1 protein-coding gene is annotated in these 13,874 nt (G+C 72.1%); it reads right to left on the bottom strand.

Annotated elements, in window-relative coordinates:
• Window positions 1-34: 34 nt before the first annotated feature.
• Window positions 35-13,777 (bottom strand): type I polyketide synthase, encoded by a 13,743-nt coding sequence (locus ALI144C_RS08395; RefSeq protein ID WP_076986435.1) that lies wholly within the window; start codon window positions 13,775-13,777, stop codon window positions 35-37.
• Between the last annotated feature and the right edge of the window lie 97 nt (window positions 13,778-13,874).

The following is a 13,874-nucleotide window of genomic DNA, read 5'->3' as shown; positions in this document are numbered from 1 at the left end:
ACGCGGGTTGAATGTGCGTGGGCGGTCGGTCCGGTCATTCGATGCCGAACTCCTTGCCGAGTAGGTCGAAGACCTCGTCGTCGTCGGCTCCCGCCAGCCGGTCGGCGACGTCCGACCCGGTCGTGCGGTGCCGCAGTCGTTGCCACTTCTCGGCGAGCACGGCCAGACGCGCCGCGACGGTGTCCCCGTCCTCGTTGCCGTGCTCGAACCGTTCCAGCAGGCCGGACAACGAGGCCTCCAGCCGGTCGAGCTCGTCGCCCACGGAGTCCTGGCCGATGCCGATCACCCGCAGCAGGTGCGCGGCGAGGGCCGACGACGTCGGGTACTCGAAGACGACGGTCGACGGCAGGGACGCGCCGGTGGCGGCGGTCAGCCGGTTGCGCAGTTCGATCGCTGTCATGGAGTCGAAGCCGAGATCCTTGAAGGCGCGTTCCCCGTCGATGTCGGCGGCGCCTTCGTGGGACAGCACCCGCGCGGCTTCCCGGCGCACCAGGTCCGTCGCGGCGGCCAGCCGACGAGGCGCGGGAAGGGCGGCGAGCGTGCGGGCGAACTCGGGTGCCGTGTCGGCCTCGGCCGCTGTGACGGGCCGGGTCGCCGCTTCGGGCAGGTCGGCCAGGAGCGGACTCGGGCGGTGCAGCGTGAACGCGGGTGCGAAGGTCCGCCAGTCCACGTCCGCGATCGTGACCAGTGCGTCGCCGCCGTCGATGGCCTGGCCCAGCGCCCGGACCGCGATCCGCGGGTCGAGGACACCCAGCCCGTGCCGTACCGACGACTGTGCTGATGACTGGGCTGATGACTGGGCCGGAGCGCCGTTGGCCCACGGTCCCCACGCGACGGAAGTGGCGACCTGGCCACGAGCCCTGCGCTGTTCGGCGAGAGCGTCGACGAAGGCGCTTCCGGTGGCGTACCCCGGAACCATCGCACCGCCCCACGTCGCCGCGACGGACGAGAACAGCACGAAGTCGTCCAGGTCCAGATCCGCGGTCAGCTCGTCGAGCCAGCGCGCGCCTGCCGCACGGGCACCCGCGACAGCCGCGAGTTCCTCGGCGGTGGTGTCGGCGACCGCTGTGGCCTGGCCGACGCCGACAGCGTGCACGACGCTGCGCAGCGCGGGTCCACCGTCGGCGGCGATCTGCTGCAACAGCCCGTCGACTTCGGCGCGTTGCGTGGTGTCGCAGGCGGCGATCGACAGCTCCGCGCCGAACGCGGCCACGTCGGCGGCCAGTCGCGCAACATCGGCTGTCAGCGGTTCGACCGCCGCGAGCACGACGCGTTCGACGCCACGCCCAGCGAGCCAACGACCGACCTCAGCACCGATCGCGCCCGTGCCCCCGGTGACAAGCACAGTGCCGGAACGTGTGCCTGGCGCGTCCTTCTCGGCGGGCGCGGCGGCCCGGACGAGACGGCGAGCCAGCACACCCTGTGGCCGCAGCGCCGACTGGTCTTCCGCGAGTGCACCGGACAGCAGGGCGGCGAGCCGCGAGCCGGTGCGCTCGTCCCAGGTGACCGGCAGGTCGACCAAGCCACCCCAGCGCTCGGGGTGTTCGAGCCCCGCGACCCGGCCAAGTCCCCACACCTGCGCCTGCGCCGGACTGCCGATCTCGCCGGGGCCAGTGGCCATGGCGCCTGCCGTCAGCACCCACAGCGGGGCTTCGGGCACGTGCGCGCCGAGGGCCTGGATCAGGTCGAGAGTGGCTGACACGCCCCGGGTCATGGTCGGGTGCCCCTGGTCGGGCGACTCGTCCATCGCCAGCAGTGACACCACCCCGGCAATGGATCCGTCGACCGGGAGGCGTCCGGGGCCGGTCACGCTGATCACGTCGGCGGCGCCGTGCTCGGTCAGGGCGCGCGAGACCTGTTCGGCCGTGGCCGGATCGGTGGAACCGCCGACCAGGAGCCAGGTTCCGGACAGCCCGGACAGCCCAGCGGGATCATCGGGCACGCGGTTCCAGGTGATCCGGTACCGCAGACCCGTCAACTGGTCGTCGGGAACCACCCGGCGAGCCGGTTCAGGCCAGTAGCGGGTGCGTTGGAAGGCGTACGTCGGCAGGTCGACAGCCACGCCTGTGCCGCGCACAGCCTCCCAGTCCACGGGCACACCGGACACATACGCGGTGGCCAGCGACGTGAGCAGCCGCTGGGCGCTGCCGTCCTGGCGCCGCAGGGTTCCCGTGACGACAGCCGTGTCGCCAAGGGTGTCGCCGACCGCGCCGATCAGCACCGGATGCCCGGACACTTCCACGAACACGCCGTGCCCCGTCTCCCCCAGAGCCCGCACGGCCTTCTCGAAATCGACCGTGCCGCGCAGGCTCGCGTACCAGAAGTCCGCGTCCATGTCCGGACCGGTCAGCCATTGCCCGCTGAACGCCGAGATCATCGGAACCCGCGCCGCGCGTGGCTCGATCCCCGCGAGCGCGGACAGGATCTCGTCACGCAGTTGCTCCACCTGGACGCTGTGCGACGCGTAATCGATCGGCACACGCGAGGTCCGGCAGGTGCACGCGGCGGCGAACTCCGTCAACGCGTCCGGGTCACCGGACACCACGCAGGACTTGGGACCGTTCACCGTCGCCAGCGACAGGCGCCCTTCGAACGGGATCAGCCACTCCCGCACCACGTCGGCCGACTCGGCGACCGACAGCATCCCGCCGAGCCCGTCCAGCGTGCGCAGGGCGCGGCTGCGCAGCGCGGCGACCTTCGCACCGTCCTCGAGCGACAGCGCACCGGCGACTGTCGCCGCGGCGATCTCACCGAGCGAATGCCCGACGACCGCGTCCGGCCGGACACCGGCCGCCTCCCACACCGCCGCCAACGACACCGAAACCGCCCAGACCGCGGGCTGCAGGACGTCCGCTGCCGTGAAGTCGTGCCTGCCGTCCAGCACGTCCGCCAGTTCCCAGTCCACGTGGGGCGCCAATGCGGCCGCGCACTCCGCCAGCCGCTCGCGGAACACCGGCGACACGTCAGCCAGTTCACGTCCCATCCCGACCCATTGGCTGCCGTGACCGGGGAAGACGAACACCGTCCGGCCCACACCGCCCGCGGCCACCGAACCGGTCACCACACCGGTCGCGGACTGCCCGGTGGCCACCGCCGCCAGACCCGCCGCCAGCTCAGCCCGGTCGGTGCTCAGCACCACCGCGCGGTTCTCGAAAGCCGAGCGGGTCGTGGCCAGCGACCACGCCACGTCACCGACCGCCAGCTCCGGCCGGGCGAGTGCGAACTCCCGCAACCGACCTGCCTGCGCTGCCAGAGCGCGGCCCCCTCGTGCGGTGACCGGCCATGCGACCGGCCCGCCGGTGAGGACCGGCGCTGCCGGCGTCGGCACGACGTCCGGCGCGGCAGGCGGTTCCTCGATGATGACGTGGGCGTTGGTGCCGCTCACGCCGAAACTGGAGACGCCCGCGCGGCGCGTCCGCTCGGCACTGGCGGCCCAGTCGGTGAGCTGGTGCAGCAGTGCGATGTTCCCCGCGGTCCAGTCGACGTGCGGGGACGGGGTGTCCGCGTGCAGGGTCCTCGGGAGCTGCTCGTGGCGCAGTGCCAGAACCGTCTTCATGATCCCGGCGATGCCCGCGGCGGCCTGGGTGTGCCCGATGTTGGACTTCACCGACCCCAGCCACAGCGGCCGGTCGCCGGGGCGCCCTTGGCCGTACGTCGCCAGCAGCGCCTGCGCCTCGATCGGGTCGCCGAGCTCGGTGCCGGTTCCGTGCGCCTCGACCACGTCCACATCGGACGCTTCCAGCTGGGCGTTGGCCAGCGCGGCGCGGATGACCCGCTGTTGCGACGGGCCGCTGGGCGCGGTGAGCCCGTTCGAGGCGCCGTCCTGGTTGACCGCGCTGCCCCGCACCAACGCCAGCACCTGGTGGCCGTGGCGGCGCGCGTCGGAAAGCCGCTCGACCGCGAGGACACCGACGCCCTCCGCCATGCCCATGCCGTCGGCACCGGTCCCGAACGCTTTGCAACGGCCGTCGGCCGCCAGTCCGCGCTGCCGGGAGAAACCGATCAGGTCACGCGGGGTCGGCATCACGGTGACGCCACCGACCACGGCGAGGTCGCATTCGTCGGCGCGCAGCGCCTGACAGGCGGAGTGCAGGGCGACGAGAGACGACGAACAGGCGGTGTCGACGGTGAAGGCGGGGCCTTCCAGACCGAGGAGGTAGGAGACGCGACCGGACAGCACGCTGGTCGCGTTGCCGATCATCGCCTGGCCTTCCAGGTGGTCCCCGGCGCCGGTGAGGTGGTCGTACCCGGAGCCGAAGCCACCGACGAACACGCCGGTTCGTGTGCCCCGCAGGCGAACCGGGTCGATACCGCCGCGTTCCAGGGTCTCCCACACCACTTCCAGCAACATCCGCTGCTGCGGGTCCATGGCGAGTGCCTCACGCGGGCTGATGCCGAAGAAGGCGGCGTCGAACTCCGCGGCGTCGTGGAGGAAGCCGCCCGCACGGACGTAGAGGGTGCCGGGCCGGTCGGGGTCCGGGTCGTAGAGGGCGGCGAGGTCCCAGCCGCGGTCGGTGGGCAGCCCGGTGATGGCGTCCTCGCCCGCGGCGAGCAACTGCCACAACTGCTCGGGAGTGTGGATGTCGCCGGGCAGACGGCATCCCATGGCGACGATCGCGATCGGGTCGGCCTGCGGATCCGTTGCGGTAACCCGCGTGGTCGTGTCTGTTTCCGTTGTGGCGCCGACGAGTTGCGCACGCAGGTGAGCGGCGAGCACGACCGGGTCGGGGTAGTCGTACAGCAGTGTGGCGGGCAGCGGCAGGGCGGTCGCGACACTGAGCCGGTTGCGCAGTTCGACCGACGTCAGGGAGTCCAAGCCGAGTTCACTGAAAGCACGGCCCGGTTCGATGTCCGCGGCCGACGCGTACCCCATGACGGTGGCGGCTTCGTCCCTGACCAGGTCGCACAGCAGACGTTCCTGGGCGTCCTTCGAGGACAACCCGGACAGCCGGGCAGCCAGCGGACGTGCCGTGTCAGCGGACTGCGGCGCCTGGTTCGCCGCGTCCACGGCGTTCGCGGCGCGGATCTCCGGCATGTCCCGCATCAGCGGTGCCCGGCGCAGCTGCTCGGGGCCACGAGCCGTGGCCATCGCGGCGAAGTCGACGGCCATGAGCGACAGCACGGCGAGCCGCGGGTCCGGGTCCTCGACGGCGGCGAAGAGGGCGCGGACGGCGTCCTCGGGGGCCATCAGGACTTCCCACTTGTTGCGGGCAAGCCTCTGCCGGGCGCCCGCACTGGCCTGGCCGACGCCCCCGCCCGCCCACGGACCCCAAGCCAGCGAACTGGCGGGCAGGCCACGAGCCCGGCGCTGTTCGGCGAGCGCGTCGAGATAGGCGTTGGCGGCGGCGTAGTTGCCCTGACCGCCGTTGCCGAAGGTGGCGGAGATCGACGAGCACAGGATGAAGGCGTCGAGATCCAACTCGGCCGTCAGTTCGTCGAGGGCCGCCGCGCCACCTGCCTTGCCGTCGAACGTGCTCGCCAACCGGGCAGTGTCCAGGCGGTCCAGCACGCCGTCGTCGAGCGCACCGGCCGCATGCAGCACAGTGGACAGTTCCGGCCCGGTGGCGGCGATGCGGTCGAGCACAGCGGCCAGCGCGGGGCGTGCCGCGGTGTCGCAGGCGAAGACGTCCACGTCGGCACCGGCGACGGCCAGTTCCGCGGCCAGCGCCGCGGTGTCCTCGGCGGACGGACCCGAGCGGCTGGTGAGGACGAGACGGCGGACGCCGCGTTCCGTTGCCAGCCAACGCGCGGCGTGGCCACCGATGTGCCCGGTGCCGCCGGTGACGAGAACAGTTCCGCGTGGAGTCAACCGCTGCCGGTCGGCCGGTCGGGGCGGCTTGGGGGCGTGTGCGAGGCGACGCAGCCGCAGGCCGCCTTGGCGCAGCGCGATCTCGTTCTCGTCACGGGCGGCGAGAACGGCGGCCAGGTGGACGGCGGTCCGGTTGTCGAAGTGGTCCCCGGGCAGGTCGATCAGCCCACCCCAGCGGTCGGGGTGTTCGGCGGCGACCGTACGGCCGAGTGCCCAGACTGGGGCCTGTCGCGGGTCAGCCGCCCTGAAGAATTCAGTGCTGCCGGGTTCGGTGCTGACGGCGCCGGAGGTCACCACCCACAGCGGTGCGGCGGTTCCGGTGTCGCCGAGGGCTTGGACCACGGCCAAAGTAGCGGCCAGACCGCGGGCGACCGACGGGTGCGCGGCGACCGGTCCGGTGTCGAGAGCGACGAGGGACAGCACGCCCGCGGCTTCGGTGCCGTCGAGTGCGGCGACGATCCGGGCCGCGTAGTCGGCGCGATTCGCCTCGGCGGTGTCCAGTTCGACGGTGACGATCTCGGCACCGCGGGAGACGAGAGCGGCGACGCACGGGTGCGTCGGGTACCCGGCCGGGGCGAGGACGAGCCATGTGCCGGACAGGAGTGTGGGCGCGGGTTCGGGGGCGTGTGCCCACTCGATCACGAACCGCCAGTCGTCGGTGATCTCACCGGGTCCGCGGTCGACGACGACCGCTTTCGGCTCCGGCCAGTAGCGGCGGTGTTGGAAGGCGTACGTCGGCAATTCGACCCGCCGGGCCGCTGGGGAGGCGGGCAGGACAGTCGCCCAGTCGACCGGCAAGCCGTGGACGAACGCGGTTGCGAACGACCGCAGCAGCCGGTCCGCGCCGTCGTCGTCCTGGCGAAGGGTGTCGACCAGCGCGGGCCTGGGCAGGTCGGGCCGTTCGACCAGCACCTCCTCGATCGAGGTGAGCAGGACCGGGTGAGCCGAGACCTCCACGAAGGCACGGTGTCCGGATTGGACAAGCGCCTCCACCGCCTCACCGAACCGGACCATGCGGCGCACGTTGGCGTACCAGTACTCGGGGCCCAACTCCACACCGTCCACGACACGGCCGTGGACCGTCGAGAAGAACGGAATCTGACCAGACCGCGGCTCGATACCGGCCAGCAAACCCGGCAACGTCGCCTCAAGCGGCTCACACAACCGCGAGTGCGCCACGAAATCCGTCACCGGAACCCGCCAACGCATCACCTTGCGCTTACGCAAAACCCGCTCGAACTCGACCATCGCAGCCGGTTCACCCGACACCACGGTCGCCGCCGGGGAGTTCACCGCCGCAACCGACAACCGATCACCGAACGGTTCCAGCAATTCCCGAACGGGAGCCACCGGCATGACGACCGACAACATCCCGCCCTCAACACCCAACCCCGCCAACGCTTCCGCACGCACAGCCACAACCCGTGCGCCGTCACCCAGTGACAAGATCCCAGCCACCGTCGCCGCGGCGATCTCCCCCTGGGAGTGCCCCACCACGACGTCCGGCACAACACCAGCCACACGCCAGACCTCGGCAAGCGACACCATCACAGCCCACAGCACCGGCTGCATCACCGCGGCCCCATCCAGACCAGGAGCGCCCTCGTCCCCCGCCAACACCGCGTAGGGATCCCATTGGACAAAGGGACGCAACGCCTCGACACACTCGGCGAACCGAGCCGCGAACACCGGCGACTCCGCCAACAGCCGACGGCCCATCCCCACCCACTGACTACCTTGACCGGGGAACACGAACGCCGTCCGGTCGTCGCGGGCGGCGCTTTCGCCGGTTGGGGCGTCCTCAGTGGACTGGCCGGTCATCACGGCGGCCAGTGCCTGGCCGAGTTCGGCGTTGTCGGCACCGACGGCCACCGCGCGGTGCTCGAAGTGGCTGCGGGTCGTGGCGAGCGACCATGCCGTGTCGGTGTGGATCGGCGAATCCGGCGCGAGGGCGAACTCACGCAGGCGACCGGCCTGCGCGGCCAGGGCCTGCCGGCCCCGGGCGGTGACCGGCCACGCGGTGACGTCGGTGAGCGGCGCCAGCAACGACGGCCCGGTGGGCGCGGTCGCGTCATCGAGCGGCGGGTCCTGCTGTTCGGTGGCCTGCTCGATGAGGACGTGCACGTTGGTGCCGCTCATACCGAACGCGGAGACGCCCGCACGGCGGGGCGCATCGCCCCGGGTGGTCCACGGCCGCTGTTCGGTCAGCAACCGGACGCCGCCGGACTCCCAGTCGATCTCCTGGGACGGCTCGTCGGCGTGCAAGGTGCGCGGGAGCACGCCGTGCCGGATCGCGAGGACCATCTTGATCAGACCGGCGAGGCCCGCGGCGATCTGGGTGTGCCCGATGTTGGACTTGGCCGAGCCGAGCCACACCGGCCGGTCCGCCTGCCGGTCCTGCCCGTACGTGGCCAGCAGTGCGTGTGCCTCGACCGGGTCGCCGAGCGGTGTTCCGGTGCCGTGCGCCTCGACGGCGTCCACCTGGTCCGGCGTCAGACCGGCCGCGTCCAGTGCCGCGCGGATGACTCGCTGCTGTGACAGGCCGTTGGGGGCGGTGAGCCCGTTGGAGGCGCCGTCCTGGTTGACCGCCGACCCCCGCACGACCGCCAGCACACGATGACCAAGGCGGCGCGCGTCGGAAAGACGCTCCACGGCGATGGTGGCGGCGCCCTCCGACAGGCCCATGCCGTCAGCGCCTGCCGCGAACGGCTTGCAGCGGCCGTCCGGTGCGAGGCCCCGCTGCCGGGAGAAACCGACGAGCTGACTGGGAGTGGACATCACCATGACCCCGCCGACCAGTGCGAGTTCGCACTCGCCCGCGCGAAGTGCCTGTCCGGCCAGGTGCAGGGCGACCAGTCCGGAGGAGCACGCGGTGTCGATGGTGACCGCGGGCCCTTCCAGGCCGAGGGCGTACGCGACGCGACCGGAGATGATGCTGCTGGAGTGGCCCGTGACCAGGTAGCCCTCTGCCGCAGGGTCGCCGTCGGCGAGCCCGGCGCCGTAACCGGTCAGGGTGGCCCCCGCGAACACGCCGACCGGCGTGCCGCGCACCGACTCCGGGGCGATCCCGGCGCGCTCCAGCGCCTCCCACGACGTCTCCAGCAGCAGCCGCTGCTGCGGGTCCATGGCGACGGCTTCGCGTGGGTTGATGCCGAAGAAGGCGGCGTCGAACTCGGTGGCGTCGTGCAGGAAGCCACCCGTGCGGGTCACTGACTTGCCCTGCTTGTCCGGGTCCGGGTCGTGGAGTGCGGGATCCCAGCCGCGGTCGGTCGGCAGGCCGCCGATCACGTCGGCGCCCCCGGCGAGCAGGTCCCAGTACTGCTCGGGCGTGGCGACTCCGCCGGGGAACCGGCAGCCGATGCCGACGATGGCAAGCGGTTCACCCGGGTCAGCCGCAGTGGCGACCGGCGTCGACGTCGTGCCAGCGGTCGACGTCGTTGCGGTGTCGGTGCCGAGGACAGCGGCGGCGAGGTGTGCGCCGAGCGCGGCGGGGGTGGGGTGGTCGAAGACGATCGAGGACCGCAGCCGCAGGCCGGTCGCCGCCGCCAAACGCTTGCGCAGCTCGACCGCGGTCAGCGAGTCGAAGCCGAGGTCGCGGAAGGCCCGGCTGCCCGCGACGCCTCCCGCGTCGCGATGGCCGAGGACAGCGGCCGCGTGGCTGCGTACCAGATCCGTGGCCAGGCGCTCGCGTTCGGCTATGGCGGACGCGGCGGTCAGTATGCGGGCGAAGTCGTTCGACGGGGCGTCGGCGGCGTTCGCGGTCTCCACGAGCGACCCGGTGGACGCAGCGCTGTCGTCCAGGGCGATGCGGGCTTCCGGGATGCGTTCCAGCAGTGCGCTTCGGCGGGCCGCGGTGAAGACGGGCGCGAACTCCGCCCAGTCGATGTCGGCGAGGGCCAGGTACGCACCGGGCCCCTCGCTGAGGACACGGCCGAGCGCGTCCAGCGCCGGACCGGGTGCCAGGAACCTTGTTCCCTGACGCCGCAGGCTTTCCCCGGTGATGGTGGCGGGCCCGTTCGGGCCGAAGGCGTCCGGTGCCTCCCAGTCCCGCGTGTCCCACACACCCCAGCCGAGCGAGAGCGCGGCGCCACCACGGGCCCGGCGGCGCTCGGCGAGCGCGTCGAGATGCGCGTTGGCCGCGGCGTAGGCGCCGTGCTCGGCGCTGCCCCAAGCGGCGGCGATCGACGAGAACAGGATGAACTCGTCGGCGTCGATGACCAGTTCGTCAAGGTGGTCGGCCCCCGCGGTCTTGGCGGCCAGCGACGCGGCCAGGCCGCCGAGGTCCGTGTCCTCCAGGCTGGTGAGGTGGAAGGAGTTGGCCGCGTGCATCACGGTGGACAGTCGCGGCCCGGTGGCGGCGACGCGGTCGAGGAGCGCGGCCACGGCTGAGCGGTCGGCGATGTCACAGGTGATGACGTCGACCGCAGTGCCCGCGGTGGCGAGGGAAGCGGCGTGTGCCGCATTCGGCGCGGAGCGGGTAGGGATCACGACACGCGGCGCGCCGCGTTCGGCCAACCATCTGGTCAGGTGCGGGCCGATCGAGCCGGTGCCACCGGTGACGAGCACGGTGCCTTGCGGGGCCCAAGTGCCGGGCGCGTCGGGAGCGGTGCGGGGTGCGCGTTCCAGCCGCCGGGCGAACACTCCGGTGCGGCGCACCGCGACCTGGTCCTCCGTGCCGTCTGCGACGACAGCGGCCAGGCGGGCAGCGATCTTGTCGTCGCACTGCTCGGGCAGGTCCACCAAGCCGCCCCAGCGGTTCGGGTACTCCAGCGCTGCCACCCGGCCAAGGCCCCAGATCTGGGCCTGGGCGGGCTCGGGCGCGACGTCGTCGGAGGCGACGGACACGGCGGCGCGAGTGACCGTCCAGAGCGGTGCGGTGATCGCGGCGTCGCCGAGTGCCTGCACAAGCGCCAAGGTGGCGGCGGTGCCGTGCGGGATGACCGGTGCGGCGGCGAGCGGCTGGGAGTCCAGTGCGAGCAACGACAGCACACCGGCGGGCACCGTGGACCCGTCTGGGACGGCGGCGACGAGTTGTGCGGCGAGGGCGGTGCGGTCGACTTCCTCGGTACGCAGCACCACGGCGGTGGCGCCGTGCGCGGTCAGGGCCTGCACGCAGAAGTCCGAGTCGATGCCGTCGCGGGTGACGACAAGCCACGTCCCGGTGAGGGTGGCGGCGGTGGGGCCGAGGGGTTGCCAGGCTGTGCGGTAGCGCCAGATGTCGTCGGTGAACACGGGCGCTGCCGCTCGTGGCGCGAACTCGATCCGGCTGGGCCAGTAGCGGTTGCGCTGGAACGCGTACGTGGGCAGGTCTACCTGGTTGGCGCGGGGAAGCACAACGGTCCAGTCGACGGACGCGCCGTGCGCGTACGCCTCACCGAGAGACGCCAGCAGCCTGCTGGTCCCGCCGTCGTCACGACGCAGCGTGCCGACGACCACGGGATCCCGGTCCGCCAGCTCCTCACCGATGGCCATGGCCAGCACGGGATGCGGGGACACTTCGATGAACGTGTCGTGGCCGTCGTCCCCGAGAGTCCGGACGGCCCTGGCGAACTCGACGGTCTCGCGCAGGCTGGCGTACCAGTAGTCCGGTGTCAGCTCGGGTCCGGCGAGCCATTCGCCGCTCATCGCGGAGATCATCGGGATCCGCGCTTCCCCCGGCTCGATTCCGGCCAGTGCCGCGATGATGCTGTCGCGCAACTCGTCCACGTGGGCGCTATGGGAGGCGTAGTCCACCGGGAGCACCCGGGTCCGGACGGCGGGGTGTCGCGCCGCCAACTCCTCCAGCGCGTCCGGGTCACCGGCGACAACCGTTGCTGTCGGCCCGTTGACCGTCGCCACCGACAAGCGGTTCCCGAACGGCTCAAGCCAACCGCGGACGGTGTCGGCCGTGCTCTCGACGGCCATCATCCCGCCGCGTCCGGCCAACGCGGTCAATGTCTTGCTGCGCAGGGCAACGACCTTGGCGCCGTCCGCCAGCGAGAGGCTCCCGGCGACGACCGCGGCCGCGATCTCGCCCTGCGAGTGCCCCACCACAGCGTCCGGCCGCACCCCGGCCGCCTGCCACACAGCCGCCAAGGACACCATCACCGCCCACAACGCGGGCTGCACCACATCGGCGGCCTCAAAACCATGCCGCCCAGCCAAAACCTCATCCAGGTCCCACTCGACATGAGGAGCAAGAGCCGCCGCACACTCAGCCAACCTCGCCGCGAACACCGGCGATGTCTCAGCCAGTTCACGGCCCATACCGACCCACTGGCTGCCCTGACCCGGGAACACGAACACGGTCCGGCCGGTGCCTTCCGCCCGTGCCTCGCCGGTCACGACCTCGGCCGTGGGCTCACCCGCGGCCAGCGCGGCCAGGCCGTCGGAGCCCACGACCACCGCGCGGTGTTCGAACGCGGACCTGGTGGTGGCCAACGACCAGGCAACGTCGGCGGCGGGCAGCTCCGGCCGTGCGCCAAGGTGTTCGCCGAGTCTGCGCGCCTGGGCGGCCAGCGCCTCCGGTGTGCGGCCCGACAGGACCCATGCCGTGGCCGCGGGCAGCACGGGCTGTTGGTCGCGTCCGGCCTCCGGAGCCTCCGGTTGCGGGGCTTCCTCCAGCACCAGGTGCGCGTTCGTACCGCTGATGCCGAACGCGGACACGGCCGCCCGGCGCGGCCTTTCCCGCTGTGGCCAGTCCACCGGCTCCTGTAGCAGCCGCAGGTGACCTGACGCCCAGTCCACGTGCGTCGACGGCTGGCCGGCGTGCAGCGTGCGCGGCAGTACGCCGTTGCGCAGCGCCATCACCATCTTGATGACACCGGCCACACCGGCCGCGGCCTGCGTGTGCCCGATGTTGGACTTCACCGACCCCAGCCACAGCGGCCGGTCGGCGGTCCGTCCCTCGGCCTGTCCGTAGGTGTCCAGCAGGGCCCGTGCCTCGATCGGGTCGCCGAGCGTGGTGCCGGTGCCGTGTGCCTCGACCACGTCCACGTCGGCCGCTGTGAGTCGCGCGTTCGCCAAGGCGGCACGGATGACGCTGCGCTGTGATGGCCCGTTCGGTGCGGTCAGGCCGTTGGAGGCGCCGTCCTGGTTGACCGCGCTGCCCCGGATCACCGCCAGCACCTGATGACCGTTGCGCCGGGCGTCCGACAGGCGCTCGAGGAGCACCATGCCCGCGCCTTCACCCCAGCCCGTGCCGTCCGCGTCCGCGGCGAAGGGCTTGCACCGGCCGTCCGCGGCCAGGCCTTGCTGGCGCGAGAACTCGTGGAACAGACCGGGCGACGGCATCACCGTCACGCCGCCCGCGAGGGCGAGCTCGCACTCGTCCGCGCGCAGTGCCTGTACTGCCAGGTGGAGCGCGACCAATGAGGAGGAACATGCCGTGTCCACCGTCACGGCCGGGCCGACGAGACCGAGGGTGAAGGAGATCCGGCCGGACAGAACGCTGTTGGCCGTGCCGGTCAGCAGATGGCTGGCGGCCTCCGCGAAATCCAGGCCGGGATCGTTGCCGTACGCCTCGGCGGAGGAGTAGACGCCCGCGAACACCCCGGTCCGCGAGCCGCGCAGCGCCGCCGGGTCGATCCTGGCGCGCTCGACGGCCTCCCACGCGGTTTCCAGCAGCAGGCGCTGCTGCGGGTCCATGGCCAGTGCCTCGCGCGGGCTGATGCCGAAGAAGTCGGCGTCGAACTCGGCGGCCTCGTACAGGAACCCGCCCGCGCGAGTGATGGAACCGGACAGGCCGGGAGCGTCGGCCGGGTCCCAGCCGCGATCAGCCGGGAAGCCGGCGACCGCGTCGGTGCCGTCCGCGACCAGCTGCCACAGCGCCTCCGGACCGTCCACACCACCGGGGTACTGGCACCCCATGCCCACGACGGCGACGGGCTCCTGCCTGAGCGTCGAGAGCCTGTGCAGTTCGCCACGAGCACTGCGCAATTTCGCAGTCACGACCTTGAGGTAGTCGCGAAGCTGCTGTTCGTCAGCCATTCAGGCCCCGTTCCCCCAGTAATCACACATCAAGCGAATTCGAATGGCCAGGCCGGGCAACAATCCCGGAAACACATCGTTCGACACGGCGAAACCA

The organism is Actinosynnema sp. ALI-1.44 (genome assembly GCF_001984155.1).
Taxonomy (GTDB): domain Bacteria; phylum Actinomycetota; class Actinomycetes; order Mycobacteriales; family Pseudonocardiaceae; genus Kibdelosporangium.
The sequence above is the reverse complement of the archived record's forward strand: the minus strand, read 5'-3'. Positions and strand labels throughout refer to the sequence as shown.